16 protein-coding genes are annotated in these 14589 nt (G+C 71.1%); 10 read left to right on the top strand and 6 right to left on the bottom strand.

The window, feature by feature from the left end; translation table 11 throughout:
- The first annotated feature begins 10 nt into the window (after window positions 1-10).
- Together ABZ463_RS15920 and xseA are read left to right on the top strand one after the other, a co-directional pair.
- Window positions 11-1081 carry a hypothetical protein gene (locus ABZ463_RS15920; RefSeq protein ID WP_362776605.1) on the top strand — a complete coding sequence of 357 codons (1071 nt, stop codon included), beginning with the start codon at window positions 11-13 and terminating at the stop codon, window positions 1079-1081.
- A gap of 28 nt (window positions 1082-1109) precedes the next feature.
- On the top strand, window positions 1110-2318 hold the full coding sequence (gene xseA / locus ABZ463_RS15925) for an exodeoxyribonuclease VII large subunit (protein WP_352013775.1): 1209 nt from the start codon (window positions 1110-1112) through the stop codon (window positions 2316-2318).
- Here the strand turns inward: xseA and ABZ463_RS15930 are convergent.
- On the bottom strand, window positions 2296-2766 hold the full coding sequence (locus tag ABZ463_RS15930) for a GNAT family N-acetyltransferase (protein WP_362776607.1): 471 nt from the start codon (window positions 2764-2766) through the stop codon (window positions 2296-2298). The genes xseA and ABZ463_RS15930 overlap by 23 nt on opposite strands.
- A 128-nt stretch (window positions 2767-2894) precedes the next feature.
- Between ABZ463_RS15930 and ABZ463_RS15935 the strand changes: the two genes are divergently transcribed.
- Window positions 2895-3134 (top strand): exodeoxyribonuclease VII small subunit, encoded by a 240-nt coding sequence (locus tag ABZ463_RS15935; protein WP_352013777.1) that lies wholly within the window; start codon window positions 2895-2897, stop codon window positions 3132-3134.
- Here ABZ463_RS15935 and ABZ463_RS15940 read toward each other — a convergent pair.
- Both ABZ463_RS15940 and ABZ463_RS15945 read right to left on the bottom strand, forming a co-directional pair.
- The gene (locus ABZ463_RS15940) at window positions 3131-3676 is read right to left on the bottom strand and encodes a DUF4245 domain-containing protein (protein ID WP_362776610.1); all 546 of its coding nucleotides are present in this window, start codon (window positions 3674-3676) and stop codon (window positions 3131-3133) included. The two genes, ABZ463_RS15935 and ABZ463_RS15940, sit on opposite strands and share 4 nt — an antisense overlap.
- Window positions 3677-3714: 38 nt before the next feature.
- On the bottom strand, window positions 3715-4317 hold the full coding sequence (locus ABZ463_RS15945) for a TetR/AcrR family transcriptional regulator (RefSeq protein ID WP_362776613.1): 603 nt from the start codon (window positions 4315-4317) through the stop codon (window positions 3715-3717).
- An 85-nt stretch (window positions 4318-4402) separates the two neighbouring features.
- On the opposite strand from ABZ463_RS15945, the gene glpX reads away from it, so the two are divergent.
- Window positions 4403-5437 (top strand): class II fructose-bisphosphatase, encoded by a 1035-nt coding sequence (glpX, locus tag ABZ463_RS15950; protein ID WP_362776616.1) that lies wholly within the window; start codon window positions 4403-4405, stop codon window positions 5435-5437.
- Between the two features lie 4 nt (window positions 5438-5441).
- Here the strand turns inward: glpX and ABZ463_RS15955 are convergent, their stop codons facing one another.
- Together ABZ463_RS15955 and ABZ463_RS15960 are read right to left on the bottom strand one after the other, a co-directional pair.
- Entirely contained in the window at window positions 5442-6053 is a 612-nt protein-coding gene (locus ABZ463_RS15955) for a DUF1707 domain-containing protein (protein WP_352013781.1), read from the bottom strand.
- 160 nt (window positions 6054-6213) lie between these two features.
- Window positions 6214-7002, bottom strand: a complete 789-nt coding sequence (locus ABZ463_RS15960; RefSeq protein WP_362776619.1) for a 5-deoxy-glucuronate isomerase — start codon at window positions 7000-7002, stop codon at window positions 6214-6216.
- Window positions 7003-7275: 273 nt separating this feature from the next.
- Between ABZ463_RS15960 and ABZ463_RS15965 the strand changes: the two genes are divergently transcribed.
- Window positions 7276-8082 carry an SDR family oxidoreductase gene (locus ABZ463_RS15965; RefSeq protein ID WP_352013783.1) on the top strand — a complete coding sequence of 269 codons (807 nt, stop codon included), beginning with the start codon at window positions 7276-7278 and terminating at the stop codon, window positions 8080-8082.
- Between the two features lie 20 nt (window positions 8083-8102).
- On the opposite strand, the gene ABZ463_RS15970 is transcribed toward ABZ463_RS15965, so the two are convergent.
- A complete protein-coding gene (locus tag ABZ463_RS15970; RefSeq protein WP_352013784.1) occupies window positions 8103-8378 on the bottom strand; it encodes a hypothetical protein in 276 nt (91 codons plus the stop codon).
- 199 nt (window positions 8379-8577) lie between these two features.
- Between ABZ463_RS15970 and ABZ463_RS15975 the strand changes: the two genes are divergently transcribed.
- The 5 genes from ABZ463_RS15975 (at window position 8578) to ABZ463_RS15995 (ending at window position 14559) form a co-directional block, all read left to right on the top strand.
- Entirely contained in the window at window positions 8578-10230 is a 1653-nt protein-coding gene (locus ABZ463_RS15975) for a fumarate hydratase (RefSeq protein ID WP_352013785.1), read from the top strand.
- A 104-nt stretch (window positions 10231-10334) separates the two neighbouring features.
- The gene (locus ABZ463_RS15980; RefSeq protein ID WP_362776622.1) at window positions 10335-10778 is read left to right on the top strand and encodes a TIGR03668 family PPOX class F420-dependent oxidoreductase; all 444 of its coding nucleotides are present in this window, start codon (window positions 10335-10337) and stop codon (window positions 10776-10778) included.
- 254 nt (window positions 10779-11032) lie between these two features.
- The gene (locus ABZ463_RS15985; protein ID WP_352013787.1) at window positions 11033-11641 is read left to right on the top strand and encodes a superoxide dismutase; all 609 of its coding nucleotides are present in this window, start codon (window positions 11033-11035) and stop codon (window positions 11639-11641) included.
- Window positions 11642-11710: 69 nt separating this feature from the next.
- Window positions 11711-12889: a serine/threonine-protein kinase gene (locus ABZ463_RS15990; RefSeq protein WP_352013788.1), complete on the top strand. Its 1179-nt coding sequence runs from the start codon at window positions 11711-11713 to the stop codon at window positions 12887-12889.
- Between the two features lie 35 nt (window positions 12890-12924).
- Entirely contained in the window at window positions 12925-14559 is a 1635-nt protein-coding gene (locus tag ABZ463_RS15995; protein ID WP_362776626.1) for a serine/threonine-protein kinase, read from the top strand.
- Window positions 14560-14589: the final 30 nt, after the last annotated feature.

The raw sequence follows: 14589 nt of genomic DNA on the forward strand, positions 1-14589 counted from the left end.
GGGAGACGACATGTCAGTCCCCGACATCATTCGCAATGTCACCAGAAACGTGCGCGAGGCGCTTTCCAGCCGTGAGGAGTTCAAGGAGAAGACCAAGGATCTGCCGCTCTACGTGCTGCAGAGCACGCTGAGCGGGGTCGGCCAGGCCCTGCAGTTCGGCGGCCGCGTGAAGGACAGGATCAGGCGCCTCGCCGGGCAGGACGTGGAGGAGGAGACCGAAACCACCGAGACCGCCGAGCAGGCCGCCGACGACAAGCCCGCCCGCAGGGAGCCGGTGATCTTCGCCCCGCGTCCCGACAGGACGGCCGCCAAGGAGACCGCCGAGCCCGTCGAGCCGAAGGCCGAGGCGAACGGCGCCAGGACGCGCCCCGAACCCGTCATCTTCGCCCCCGCGAAGCCCGCCGCGAAGCCCGCCACCGAGCCCACCGCGAAGTCCACCACCGAGCCCGCCACCGAGCCCACCGCGAAGTCCACCACCGAGCCCGCCGCCGAGCCCACCGCGAAGTCCACCACCGAGACCCCGGAGAAGGCCGCCCCGCAGGCCGAGACTCCCGGGGCCGTCGCTGAGCCCGCCGCGAAGCCCGTCGGTGAGGTCGCCGAGGAAGCCTCCGCCGCCCCGGCTGACGCCCCCACCGACGCCGCCGTGAGCGCCCCCGCTGACGTCCCCGCCAAGCCTTCGGCCGAGACCCCCGCCGAAGCCCCCGCTGAGGCTTCCACGGACGCCCCTGCGGAGGCCCCTGCCGAGCCCCTCGCTGAGACCACCACCGGGACCCCGGAGAAGGCCGCCCCGCAGGCTGAGACCACCGAGGCCCCCGAAGCCGCCAAGGCCCCCGAAGCCGCTGAGGCCGCTGAGCCTTCAGAGGCCTCAGGGACGAAGGCGGCCGAGGAGGAGAAGAGCGCGCTCGTGGAGCCGATGCCGGGGTACGCCACCCTGACGATCGCCTCCCTGCGCGCCCGGATGCGCGGCAAGTCCGCCGAGCAGATCGGTGAGCTGCTCGCCTACGAGCGGGCCACCTCCGCCAGGCCCGAGGTCGTGCGCATGTACGAGAACCGCCTGGCCAAGCTCCAGGCCGCCGAATGACGGCCCGGGCCGCGTAGGCTCTGCGGACATGACCTCGAAGACCACCCCCGAACAGCCGCTTCCCGTCCGCACGGTGCTGCAGATGGTCGGCGGCTGGATCGGCAAACTCGGCACCGTGTGGGTCGAGGGGCAGATCACCGAGCTGACCGCCCGGGGTGGCACGGTCTTCCTGACGCTGCGCGACCCGGTGGCCAACGTCTCGGCCCGTGTCACCTGCCCGCGCGGCGTGTACGAGGCGACCGTCCCCCGCCCGGTGGACGGCGCCCGGGTCGTCATGCACCTGAAGCCGGACTTCTGGGTCAACAAGGGTTCCTTCGCCTTCACGGCCCTGGAGATGCGCCCCGTGGGGGTCGGCGAGCTGCTGGCCAGGCTCGAACGCCTGCGCCAGCTGCTCGCCTCCGAGGGGTTGTTCAAGGTGGACCGCAAGCGGCGGCTGCCGTTCCTGCCCGGCGTCGTGGGGCTGATCTGCGGCCGTGACTCGGCCGCCGAGCGCGACGTGCTGGAGAACGCGCGGCGCCGCTGGCCCGCGGTGCGGTTCAAGGTGGAGACGGTCGCCGTGCAGGGGCCGTACGCCGTGACCGAGGTCACCGAGGCGCTGCGCGGGCTCGACGCGGACGACGAGGTCGAGGTCATCGTCGTCGCGCGGGGCGGCGGCTCCCTTGAGGACCTGCTGCCCTTCTCCGACGAGTCGCTGGTCAGGGCCGTGGCGGCCTGCCGTACGCCGGTGGTCAGCGCCATCGGCCACGAGCAGGACAACCCGTTGCTCGACATGGTCGCCGACGTGCGGGCCTCGACCCCCACGGACGCGGCCAAGAAGGTCGTGCCCGACGTCGGTGAGCAGCTCACGCTGGTGCGCCAGCTACGTGACCGGGGGCGCAGAGTCGCGGGCGGGTGGCTCGACCGCGAGCTGACCTGGCTGGCGGCCGTACGGTCCCGGCCCGCGCTGGCCGACCCGGTCCGGGAGATCGAGCGCAGGGCCGAGCAGGCCGAGCAGCTCAGGGACCGTGCCCGGCGCTCCCTGGGCGCCTCCCTCGACCGGGCGGAGGACGCCCTGGGGCATCTGCGGGCCCGGCTGGTCGCGCTGTCGCCCGCGGCGACGCTGGAGCGCGGCTACGCGATCGTGCAGCGCCCCGGCGGCGAGGTCGTACGGCGGGCGGCCGACGTCGCCCCCGGCGCCGAGCTGACGATCAGGTTCCCCGACGACCGGGTCACCGTCAGACGGGACTCCGCCACGTGAGCGAGGGGTAGCCGTCGGCGGTGAAGCCCATCTCCCGGTAGAGCGGCGCCCCGTCGGAGGTGGCGTGCAGGTCGATCCTGCGGATGTCCCTGGCGCGGTACCACGCCATGAGGGCGGCCAGCACGGCCCTGCCGTGTCCCTGCCTGCGGTGGGCGGGGTCGGTCGTCATGCCCTGGATGTAGCCGTAGCGTCCGTCGGGCAGGCCGGGGCCGGGGAAGCGGTCGAAGATGAGACCGACCCCGCAGGAGGCGAGTCCGCCCTCGGGGGCGTCGACCACGTAGACGGCGGTGTCGGTGCTGCCGATCCGCTCGCTGAGGCTGTCGGCGTAGGACTCACGCCAGCCTCCGTCGATCGGGAAACTGCCGTCCATCGCCATGCGGTCGGCCAGGATCTGGCGGAGCCGTACCAGTTCGGGGATGTCCTCGGATGTCGCGGGGCGAACACTCACCGGCCCAGTCTCCCAGGCGGAAGATCGTCGGCAGTCGGCGGGTCCCCGTCAGGGGCCTGTCCGCGGAACTTTCCACCTACCGAGGTCGCCCAGGCCGCGCCCCGCGGAACAAGCCCTAGGGTGGGGGCGTGGCCGATGAGAAGACACCGTCGTACGAGCAGGCGCGTGAGGAGCTGACCGAGGTGGTCCGCCGTCTTGAGGCGGGCGGGCTCACCCTGGAGGAGTCCATCCAGCTGTGGGAACGGGGCGAGCGGCTCGCGGCATTGTGCGAGGAGTGGCTGCAGGGCGCCCGGGTGAAGCTGGCGGCGGCCATGGCGCAGCGCAGGGGGCCGGACCCGGCGGGAGACGCGCCCTTCCAGCCCTTCTAGGTCAGTTTGGTCTGCTGCTTGAGGGTCGCGGCCAGGGCGGACAGCTCGTCCCACTGGGCGGTGCCGGTGACGACGAGTGTGACGTCGGGCAGGACCTGCACCAGGGAGCGCTGGTTCTTGTCCTCGCGGAAGCGCTTCTCCCAGGTCACCCCGTCGACCTGGAGGCTGCCCTGGGGGCGGTCGCTGTTGGCCATCCGGTTGGCGAACCCCGCGGCGGGCCGTTCGTCGCTCTGGGCGATCAGGGCGTGGGCGCGCTTGGCGGTGGCGAAGCCGAGCCGCCAGGTCACGGTCGTCTTGCCCTCGCTGTCCTTGCCCTTGGTCATCCGCGAACTCGTCGGCACCCAGTTGGCGAGCACGGACGCGGGGGACCACACCTGGTACGGCGCGTCCCGGCGCATGTTGGCCACGTCGATCGAGTAGTCGACCTTGGGAATGTGCTCGGTACGGCTCTGCGGGGTCACCAGGAGAAAGACACCGACGCCCGCGAGACAGACCATCATCGCGAACGCGTATCCGTAGAAGCCCTGAGTGAACCGTCTCACGACCATCGAGACTATCCGCTCGCGGGGGCGCTCCCGCCTCAGGGGCGCCGGATCTGCCCGATGATGCCCAGTACGTTCTCGGCGAGGGCGCGGGAGGTCTCCTCGTCCGGTGACAGGACGACCTCGATGACGGCGGCGTCCAGCGCCCCGGTGAGCACCACGACCAGCGCGTTCTCGCCGTCGAACAGGCTGGCGCTGCGCCTGGTCCACCGACGCAGCCGTTCGCGCATGACGACCTCGAAGCCGGGCGGCCCGTCACCGCGCAGGAACAGCGCGGCGATCTCGCGTTCTGCCAGGCAGCCGTCGAGGTAGGCGCGGGCGCCAGCGACGAACAGCCGCACGGGGTCGTCCTCACCCGTGGCGCGGGCCGTGTGGACGGCCTGCCTGGTCCGCCGGGCCTGCCGCTCCTGGAACTCCTCGAACAGCGTCAGGTAGAGGTCGGCCTTGCCGGAGAAGTGGTGGTAGAGGCTGCCGACGCTCGCCTCGGCCCTGGAGACGATGTCGGTGACGCCGGTGTCGGCGAAACCGCCGGTGAGAAAGGCCTCCCTGGCTGCGGCGAGCAGGGCCGTACGTGTCGCGGCGCCTCGTTCCGAGGCGCGTGCGGTCAGGCCCGCGGGTTCCCGTTCCGTGTCACGGCTCATCGTGGGGACATTATCCTCCGCTGCTCGGTCAGAAGAGGGACAACTACGATCGATGTGCAGCAATCCACGAGAGGGGCCCTCCGCCATGTCCGATCAGACGACCGTCCCTGCCGAACTGGCCACGGGTGAACACGCACCTGATCGCAACCTCGCCCTCGAACTCGTCCGGGTGACCGAGGCGGCGGCGATGTCCGCGGCCCGCTGGGTCGGGCGGGGTGACAAGAACGGCGCGGACGGCGCCGCGGTGAACGCCATGCGCCAGCTGATCAACACCGTGTCGATGAGCGGTGTGGTGGTGATCGGCGAGGGTGAGAAGGACAACGCGCCGATGCTCTACAACGGTGAGCGCGTCGGCGACGGCAGCGGCGCCGAGTGCGACGTGGCCGTCGACCCGATCGACGGCACCCGGCTGACCGCGCTCGGCATGCCGAACGGCATCTCGGTCATCGCGGTCAGCGAGCGCGGCTCGATGTACGACCCGTCGGCTGTCTTCTACATGGACAAGCTGGTCACCGGGCCCGAGGCGGCCGACGCGGTGGACATCAACGCCCCGGTCGCCGACAACATCGCCGCGGTGGCACGTGCCAAGGGCGGCGCGCCCTCCGACGTGACCGTGGTGATCCTCGACCGGCCGCGCCACGACAAGGTCATCCGGCAGATCCGGGAGGCGGGCGCCCGGATCAAGCTCATCACCGACGGCGACGTGGCCGGTGCCATCATGGCGGCCCGCGCGGGCACGGGCGTCGACCTGATGCTCGGCATCGGCGGCACGCCCGAGGGCATCATCGCGGCGTGCGCGCTCAAGTGCCTGGGCGGGGTCATCCAGGGCAGGCTGTGGCCACAGGACGACGCCGAGCGGCGCAGGGCGCTGGACACCGGTCTCGACCTCGACGCCACGCTGACCACCGACGACCTGGTCAGGTCGGACGACGTCTTCTTCGCCGCGACCGGGATCACCGACGGTGAGCTGATGCAGGGCGTGCGCTACCGGAGCGGGCGGGCCGTGACCAACTCCCTGGTCATGCGGGGCCGTTCCGGCACGATCCGCAAGATCGAGAGCGAGCACCAGCTCTGGAAGCTGCGGGCCTACAGCGCGATCAACTTCGACGACGCGAGCTGACCCGTCACGCCGACCGGCGGCGGAACCACGGCCTGCGGGGACGTTTGGGCGACTTGGCGACGACGTTGCCCATGGTGACGAGGCCGGTGATCTCGATCACCGGCCCGTCCGGGGAGGGCGGGACCTGGTTCTTCCTTCCCGCCATGAACCCCGACCCGGACATCAGGATGCGCACCCCCTCGGGGACGATCAGGGTGAGGGTGGCGGCCATCACGGTGACGTTCAGCGTCACGTGGCTCGACTGGAGCACCGCCTCGCGCAGGTCGAGGGTGACGTTGGCGCAGATGGCGGTGGCGGAGTAGCGGGTGGGCACCACCCAGCGGCCCGCGTGTGTCTGGGTGCCGAAGAGGGCCATGACGGGCCGGACGTCGGTGCGCAGGGGCTGCTCCTCCGGCGGGAGCAGGTCCGTGGTGAACGCCGCGAGCTCACCCAGGGTCCTGGCCTGGTAGACGGCGGTGAGGCGTTCCTCGTGTTCGTCGGGGGTGAGCCTGCCGTCGGCGAGCGCGTCGGCCAGCACCGCCGCCACGCGTTCCCGGTCGTCGTTGCCCGCCCTCAGATCACCGGGACGCGGTTCGTACACGGGATCGCGAGGCGCCGGGGGAGGGTAGCTGTCCACCTCTCGACCATAACCTTCCGGGAAACCCGTGAAGCCTCCGCGTGAGCGTCCGTTGACCGTCGGGTACGGCAGCTCCCCGGTCCTTCGGGTCTCCCGGCTCGCCGGAGGCTTCCGGCCCTCCCTGCCCGCGGCCTGTCCACGGTTGCGTCCGGGAGGCCGTCTAGGGCGCCTTCGTCATGGGCAGGCGCGGGTCGGGGGCCTGGCCGTGCGCCCGGATCTCGGTGGCCGCCGCCGGGCGCTCGGGCCCGGCCAGCACGCTCAGGTGGTAGAGGTCGTGGCCCGGCGCCGCCGTCGACGGACTGTGGCAGCCGTGCGGGACGAGCACCACGTCTCCTGAGGAGACCTCGGTCACCGTCTCGTGGGCGCCGTGAATCCGCTGGTAGCCGGGCCCGCCCTCGAAGTAGTAGATCCGCTCGCGCACGGCCCCGCACTCCGGGGTCGCGTCGTGCTCGTACGGCGGGCAGGGCGTACGGTTGCCGCCCGGGGTGAGCACCTCGACCGCGACGAGCCGGTCGCACTCGAAGGCGCCGGGGGCGCAGAAGCCGTTGATCTGGCTGCTCGTCCGGCCCTCCCCGCGCACCTCGACGGGCACCTCGCGGGCGGGGCCGTACCTGACGGGGAAGCTTCTGCTCGCGCGGGCCGTGGGGAAGGCGAAGCGGCCTGCGCCGGTGATCCTGACCGTCGCGCCGACGGGCAGGTAGGCGAAGTCGCTGACCGCGTGGAAGACGGAGACACGCCCTTCGAGGGCGAGCCGTACGCCGTCGCACTCGATCCGGCACGAACCGGAGAGCGGCAGGACCAGCATCTCCTCGTCGCCGGTGCAGAAGAGCACGCTCTCGTCGGAGAGCGTGAGCAGGCGGAGCCCGGCGTGGTTCCAGCCCGCCGTCTCCGGGGTGATCCACAGCGCCCACGGCGCCAGGGTGGAGGTACCCGCGGGGACGAGGGTCATGGTCTCTCCCGACGTCGTGTTTCGCACGATCCTTCGCCCATGCCGCCTCCAGCGTGTCCTGGCCGTTACCGGCAGGCGTATAACACCGTCGGCCCGACCACAAGACCCACCGCCGCACACGGTATGACGGCGGCCGTGGACATCGACATAACGACGGCCGATTCCCGCGCGAATTACCCGTCCGACCTGCGCCGGGGCCGGGGCGGGCGGCCGGACTACCTTCGACAACCGCGGCCCGGGACCGGGTCGCGGGGTTCGACTGGAGGAGGACACATGGACCTGCGACTGTCCGGACAGGTGGCCGTCGTCACCGGGGCGTCCAAGGGAATCGGGCTGGCGGTCGTGAGCACCCTGCTGGCCGAGGGCGCCCGGGTGGTCGCCGCCTCGCGCGGGAGCAGCCCGGGGCTTGAGGCGCTCGCCGGAGACGACCTGGTGCACGTCGCGGTCGACCTCATGGAGCCGTCGGCTCCCGGACTGGTCGTCGCCCGTGCCGTCGAGGAGTTCGGCGGGCTGGACATCCTGGTCAACAACGCCGGAGGGCCGCCGCCCGGGGTGACGTTGCCGCGTTCGTCGTTCTTCGAGGCCGGTGACGACGACTGGCGGACGGTGTTCGAGCTCAACCTGTTCTCGGTGGTGCGCGCCGTACGGGCGGCCGTCCCGCTGATGCTGCGGCGGGGCGGCGGGGCGATCGTCAACGTCTCCTCGGGCAACGCCAGGCAGCCCTCGCAGATGAACGTCGACTACGGCGCGGCCAAGGCGGGCGTGAACAACCTGACCAAGGCTCTGTCCGAGGAGTTCGGCCCGCAGGGCATCCGGGTGAACACGGTCTCCCCCGGTCCGGTCCGCACGCCGTGGTGGACCAAGCAGGGCGGCGCGGCCGACGTCATCGCCTCGATGACGGGTTCCGACCGGGACAGCGTGATGGACCGCCTGGCGCCGGAGATGATGCGCCTGACCACCGGCCGCCTGGTCGACCCGCAGGAGGTGGCCGACGCGGTCGCGCTGCTGGCCTCCCCGAGGTCGGCCAGCACCACGGGGGCCGACTTCGTGGTGGACGGCGGCTTCCTCAAGGCGGTCTGATCCGTCGCCTCCTCCGGAGGTCAGTGGGTGAGCCGCTCGTGGGTCTGTCCCTGGATCTGTCCGGGGCTCTGCTCCGGGGCGCTGCGCTGGCTGGGCAGGTCACTCCTCTCCAGCCGGCGCCTGCGCTGCTCCGCCTTGGAGATGTCGGCCGGCTGCTGGGGCGCCTCGCCTTCGTTGCTTCTGATGGTCGCCAGCGCTATCGCGATCAGCGAGACCGCCAGTCCCGCGACCACGAGGAGAGCCAGGATCGCGAGCATCACGATGTTGCTGCTCAGGATGGTGTCCACGGTTCCCATGACGTCCTCCGGCCTTCTCTCTTTCCACCTTTCTCCTCTTCTTCGCGAAGGGTGGTCGAAAAGCCGTCATTAAAGGCCCAAATGTTGATATATGCCTTTTGGTGGGTTTGTGGTGCCCGACCACGGCGAGGAGGCGTGAGCGGCAGGCCGTACCCTCTATGAGACCGGAGAAGGCCACCGGCACGGAGGACCGAGGACGATGCCCGAGTTCGACTACACCGACCTGCTTCCGCTGGGACAGGACGAGACCGAGTACCGCCTGATCAGCACCGAGGGGGTGCGTGTCGTCGAGGCGGCGGGCCGCAGGTTCCTCGAAGTCGATCCCGAGGCGCTGCGACTGCTGACCGAGACGGCCGTCCACGACATCTCCCACTACCTTCGCTCCTCCCACCTGGCCCAGCTTCGCAAGATCGTCGACGACCCCGAGTCGAGTGGGAACGACCGCTTCGTCGCGCTCGACCTGCTCAAGAACGCCTCGATCTCGGCGGGCGGCGTGCTGCCGATGTGCCAGGACACCGGCACCGCGATCGTCATGGGCAAGCGGGGGCGTCACGTGCTCACCGACGGCGCGGACGCCGAGCACATCTCGCGCGGTGTCTACGACGCCTACACCAGGCTGAACCTGCGCTACTCCCAGATGGCCCCGATCACCATGTGGGAGGAGAGGAACACCGGCTCCAACCTGCCCGCCCAGATCGAGCTGTACGCCGAGGACCCCAACGGGCACCCCGACGAGTACAAGCTGCTGTTCATGGCCAAGGGCGGCGGCAGCGCCAACAAGTCCTTCCTGTACCAGGAGACCAAGGCGGTCCTCAACGAGAAGCGGATGCTCGCCTTCCTTGAGGAGAAGATCCGTTCCCTGGGCACCGCCGCGTGCCCGCCGTACCACCTGGCGATCGTCGTGGGCGGCACCTCTGCCGAGTTCGCCCTGAAGACGGCCAAGTACGCCAGCGCCCGCTACCTGGACTCCATCCCCACCTCGGGCTCCCCCAGCGGCCACGGCTTCCGCGACACCGAGCTTGAGGCGAAGGTCTTCGAGCTCACCCAGAAGCTCGGCATCGGCGCCCAGTTCGGCGGCAAGTACTTCTGCCACGACGTCCGCGTCATCCGCCTGCCCCGGCACGGCGCCTCCTGCCCGGTCGCCATCGCGGTCTCCTGCAGCGCCGACCGCCAGGCGCTGGCCAAGATCACGGCCGACGGGATCTTCCTTGAGCGGCTGGAGACCGACCCGGCGAGGTTCCTGCCCGAGACCACGGACGAGCACCTGTCCGACGACGTGGTACGGATCGACCTCAACCGCCCGATGCAGGAGATCCTCGCCGAGCTGACCAAGTATCCGGTCAAGACGCGCCTGTCCCTGACCGGCCCGCTGGTCGTGGCCCGTGACATCGCGCACGCCAAGATCGGCGAGCTGCTCGACGCGGGCGGCGAGATGCCGCAGTACATGAAGGACCACGCGGTCTACTACGCCGGTCCCGCCAAGACCCCCGAGGGATACGCCTCCGGATCGTTCGGCCCGACGACGGCGGGCCGCATGGACTCCTACGTCGAGCGCTTCCAGGCCGCGGGCGGTTCCATGGTCATGCTGGCCAAGGGCAACCGCTCCAAGCAGGTCACCGACGCCTGCGCGACCCACGGCGGCTTCTACCTCGGCTCCATCGGCGGCCCCGCCGCCCGGCTCGCCCAGGACTGCATCAGGAAGGTCGAGGTCCTGGAGTATCCGGAGCTGGGCATGGAGGCCGTCTGGAAGATCGAGGTCGAGGACTTCCCGGCGTTCATCGTGGTCGACGACAAGGGCGACGACTTCTTCACCGACCGCACGGGGCCGGTGCTGTCCATCGGGCGGCGCTGACCTGAGACGACCCTGGGAGGGGGCGGGGAGATCCTCGCCCCCTTTTCCGTGTTCCGTTTTGCGTCCCTGCCAAGGTGTTCCGGCGGCCGCGTTTCAATGGCCGGATGGACACCTCACGGGCGCGGGCCCTGTTCGTGACCGCCAGGGTCGCCCGCCTGGCAACCGTCAGCGCCGGTGCCGCCGTCAGCGCCGGCGCGCCCCGGATCGTCCCGGTGACCTTCGACGTGGACGGTGACACGGTCGCCTTCGCGATCGACCACAAGCCGAAGCGCACGACGGATCTGCGGCGGCTGCGTGACATCGCCGCCGACGACCGGGTGTGCCTGCTGGCCGACCACTACGAGGACGACTGGACGCGGCTGTGGTGGGTCCGTGCCGACGGCAGGGCCAGGATCGTCACGGACGGGCCCGGCAGGGAGCGTGCCCTGGCCCGTCTGGCCCGGCGCTACCCGCAGTATCGCGAACGGCCTCCGCACGGCCCCGTCGTGCTCATCGAGGTGACGTCGTGGACGGGATGGGCCTTCAGCGATCCGCCGAGGGAGGGCTGAGAAAGGTCCCGCGCGGGAGGACGGTGCGAACGCCCTCGATCCGACCGGCTCGGGCGACGGCCTGGACCATGCTTCCGTCCGCGCCGCGCCGTACGGGTGTGCGGGACCCCCTCTGGACCAGCTGACACCTGCCATCATGATGTAATTGCGAATTACTTGCAACTACTGAGAGTCCTAGGTCGCAAGTCTGATGCACATGCATGTATCCGGCAGTAGTGTCGGCGAAGCACCGACCAACGAGGAGGTAGACCTTCATGGGTGAGTACACCCTTCCGGATATGCCCTACGACTACGCGGCGCTTGAGCCCGCGATCACCGGCGAGATCCTGGAGCTGCACCACTCCAAGCACCACGCCGCCTACGTCAAGGGCGCCAACGACACCCTGGAGCGGCTGGCCGAGGCCCGTGACAAGGGCGAGTTCGGCGGTCTCGTCGGCCTTGAGAAGACCTTCGCCTTCAACCTGTCCGGCCACGTGCTGCACTCGATCTTCTGGGAGAACCTCTCCCCCGACGGCGGCGACCGCCCCGACGGTGAGCTGGCCTCCGCCATCGACGAGCACTTCGGCTCGTTCGAGGCCTTCCAGAAGCAGCTGACCACCGCGACCGCCGGGGTGCAGGGTTCCGGCTGGGGCGTGCTGGCCTGGGAGCCGCTCAGCCGCCGCCTGGTCGTCGAGCAGATCTACGACCACCACGGCAACGTCGGGCTGAACACCACGCCGCTGCTGGTCTTCGACGCCTGGGAGCACGCCTACTATCTCCAGTACCGCAACGTGCGCCCCGACTACGTCGAGAAGCTGTGGTCGCTGATCAACTGGGACGACGTGAAGCGGCGCTTCTCGACAGCGACGAGCGCGAAAATCTGACCGAAGAACGCAAGAAGTTTCGGCCCGGTCCCTACTGGTCGCATTACGCAAATCGGTAAGCTGCCCATCATGCGTGCGCCCTCCGGATACCTCCTTGCAGCGCGCTACCGGCTTTCCGAGCCGGTCGGGCGCGGCGGCATGGGTACCGTCTGGCGCGCGCACGACGAGTTGCTCGACCGCGAGGTCGCGGTCAAGGAGGTGCGGCTGCCCCTCGTCCTGGACGAGGACCTGCGGGCGGAACTGTGCGCCAGGACCGAGCGTGAGGGGCGGGCGACCGCGATGGTCGCCCATCCCTCGGTCATCACCGTCTTCGACGTCGTGACGGAGGACGAGCGTCCCTGGATCGTGATGGAGCTGCTGCGCGCCAGATCCCTGGAGCAGCTCCTGCAGGACCGGGGACCGCTGCCGCCCCGCGAGACCGCCGAGATCGGCCGCCAGGTCCTCGGGGCGCTGCGGGCCGTACACGCCAAGGGGATCCTGCACCGGGACGTCAAGCCGAGCAACGTCCTGGTGACCGACGACCGGGCGGTGCTCACCGACTTCGGCCTGGCCGCGCTCGAAGGCGACGTGTCGATCACCCAGGCGGGCATCGTGCTCGGCTCCGCCGGATACATCGCCCCTGAGCGCGTGCTCGGCGCCAAGGCCACCCCCTCGGCCGACCTGTGGTCGCTCGGCGCGACCCTCTACACCGCCGTCGAGGGCCGCGGCCTGCACGGCCGCCGTACGGCGGCCGCCGCCCTGGCCGCGTTGACCAGCGGTGAGCCGATCCCGATGGAGAAGGCCGGCCCGCTGACCCCGGTACTGCGCGGCCTGCTCATGATCGACCCGGCGGCCAGACTCGACGCGGTGCGCGCCTCGATGATGCTCGCCAGGGTCGCGGCGGGCGGGACGGCGGAGGAGCCGCTCGCCAGGACCACGGGCAGGATCGGCAGGAACACCGCGACGCTCACGGTCCCGTCGTTCAACCGCCGTCCGCAGCACCGTGGGCTGCACCGCGCGGGTTCCGCGCCGTTGCCGCCGCCCCCGCTCATCCCTCCGCCTCCGCAGACCGTGGCGCAGCCTCCCGCGCCACCCCCGCCGTACCCGCCGCCCTCGTCCAGGGCGCACCGCCGCCCGGCGGAGGGGATGCACCGCAAGCCGATGAGCCAGGCCCCGGAACCGCGGCCGTTTGTCCGGTTCGTCACGCCCCTGATCCGCCTGGTGCTCCCTCGGCTGTTGTGGCCTAAGGAGCTCCGTAAGCGAAGATAAAGCGAGCTTCAAGGAAGAATCGCTATCTTCTTCTCATGCCGGAACAGCAGACGCGCGTGCTCGCTGACCGCTACGAGCTGATCACACCGCTCGGCCGGGGGACGATGGGGACCGTTTGGCGTGCCCACGACCGTTCCCTCGGTCGTGAGGTCGCGATCAAAGAGATCCGTCAGGAGCCCGGGCTCAGCGAGGCACAACGCGCCGAACTTCGGGAGCGCATGATCCGTGAGGGTCGTACGGCAGCCCGCATCAGTCATCCCTCGGTGGCCACCGTCCACGACGCGATCGTCGAGGACGGCAGCCCGTGGATCATCATGGAGCTCGTCCAGGCCCGCTCCCTCGAACAGGTCATCGAGGAGGAGGGGCCGCTGCCGCCCCGGCTCGTCGCCGAGATCGGCGTGGACCTGATCGGCGCGCTGCGCGCCGCCCACGACCAGGGCATCCTGCACCGGGACGTCAAGCCGGGCAACGTGCTGGTCACCGAGAGCGGCAGGGTGGTGCTCACCGACTTCGGCATCGCCAAGGCAGAGGGGGACAGCAGCCTCACCAAGACCGGCATGGTGATCGGCTCGCCCGGCTACACGGCGCCGGAGCGGGCACGCGGTGAGCACACCGGCCCCGAGTCCGACCTGTGGTCACTCGGCGCGACGCTGTACTTCGCCGTCGAGGGCCGTCCGGCCTACGAGCGTTCCTCGGTGGCCGAGACCCTGGCCGCGCTGATGACGGACAAGGCCGATCCGCCGACCCAGGCCGGCCCGCTCCGGCCGGTGCTCGAACACCTCCTGGAGCGGGACCACACCGCCCGTCCCTCACACCTGCAGGCGATCGCGATGCTCAGGACCGTCGCGGACACCCCGACCGGGTCCATCCCGGTCGTGCCGCCCCTGGAGGCCCCCGGCGCGTCCCAGAAGGCGACCTCCCAGAAGGCGGCGCCCGGAACAGCCGCCGGGGGCACCGGGGGCACTACTGCGAAGGCCGTCCCTGGGGCGTCCAGGCCTGCCGGGGTACCCGTCAACCCCGTCCAGTCCCCGTCCCGCCCCTCCACGGCCCAGCCGCCCGTACAGGCCCCGGCTCCGGCTCCCGCCCAGCCCTCCGCGCCGGCTCCCGCTCCGGTCTCCTCGCAGGGAGACGACGAGGAGTTCGACGCCAACCGCACGGTGGTGGTCATCCGCCCCAAGGGGGGTCTGCGCCTGCCTCCCGGTCCGCAGGCCGCCGCTCCCGTCCCGCCGACGGCCCCCGCGCCGGTCGACGGGCGCCCTGCCGTACCCGGCCTCGGAACGCCGGTCGCGGGAGCGCGGACTCCCTCCCCGCCTGCCCCTCCGGTGCGGGACAGGCCGGTCGCGGGCCCCTCGGCCCCTCCCCCTTCCCCGGGCTTCCCGCCCGGCGGAGCCGTACCGCCGCCGCAAGGACCGCCGCTCCAAGGACCGCCGCAGGGGCCGCCGCAGGGTCCCTGGGCGCCCGCCGGGCAGCCGGGGGACGGCGTGCGTTCCCACGGGCTCGGGACCGACCTGTTCGCCATCGCCGGGCAGAACGGCCCCTCCGCCCAGAACGGTCAGGTTCCCCAGCGGAAGTCCTCCGGGAGCCGGGCCGGGGTGCTCGTCCTCATGGGCGTGGCGGCCGTCGCCCTGGTGGTGATCGTCATCCTGGGCGTGTCCTTCCTGACCGGCTGAACCGGCTGAACCACGGCGCCCGGCGACGGA

The sequence above is a fragment of the Streptosporangium sp. NPDC020145 genome, from assembly GCF_040631275.1.
Lineage (GTDB): Bacteria > Actinomycetota > Actinomycetes > Streptosporangiales > Streptosporangiaceae > Streptosporangium.

Coding starts and splice junctions, on each gene's coding strand:
- ABZ463_RS15920 (WP_362776605.1), top strand. CDS start 11: ATGTCAGTCCCCGACATCATTCGCAATGTCACCAGAAACGTGCGCGAG.
- xseA (WP_352013775.1), top strand. CDS start 1,110: ATGACCTCGAAGACCACCCCCGAACAGCCGCTTCCCGTCCGCACGGTG.
- ABZ463_RS15945 (WP_362776613.1), bottom strand. CDS start 4,317: ATGAGCCGTGACACGGAACGGGAACCCGCGGGCCTGACCGCACGCGCC.
- glpX (WP_362776616.1), top strand. CDS start 4,403: ATGTCCGATCAGACGACCGTCCCTGCCGAACTGGCCACGGGTGAACAC.
- ABZ463_RS15960 (WP_362776619.1), bottom strand. CDS start 7,002: ATGACCCTCGTCCCCGCGGGTACCTCCACCCTGGCGCCGTGGGCGCTG.
- ABZ463_RS15965 (WP_352013783.1), top strand. CDS start 7,276: ATGGACCTGCGACTGTCCGGACAGGTGGCCGTCGTCACCGGGGCGTCC.
- ABZ463_RS15970 (WP_352013784.1), bottom strand. CDS start 8,378: ATGGGAACCGTGGACACCATCCTGAGCAGCAACATCGTGATGCTCGCG.
- ABZ463_RS15975 (WP_352013785.1), top strand. CDS start 8,578: ATGCCCGAGTTCGACTACACCGACCTGCTTCCGCTGGGACAGGACGAG.
- ABZ463_RS15980 (WP_362776622.1), top strand. CDS start 10,335: ATGGACACCTCACGGGCGCGGGCCCTGTTCGTGACCGCCAGGGTCGCC.
- ABZ463_RS15985 (WP_352013787.1), top strand. CDS start 11,033: ATGGGTGAGTACACCCTTCCGGATATGCCCTACGACTACGCGGCGCTT.
- ABZ463_RS15990 (WP_352013788.1), top strand. CDS start 11,711: ATGCGTGCGCCCTCCGGATACCTCCTTGCAGCGCGCTACCGGCTTTCC.
- ABZ463_RS15995 (WP_362776626.1), top strand. CDS start 12,925: ATGCCGGAACAGCAGACGCGCGTGCTCGCTGACCGCTACGAGCTGATC.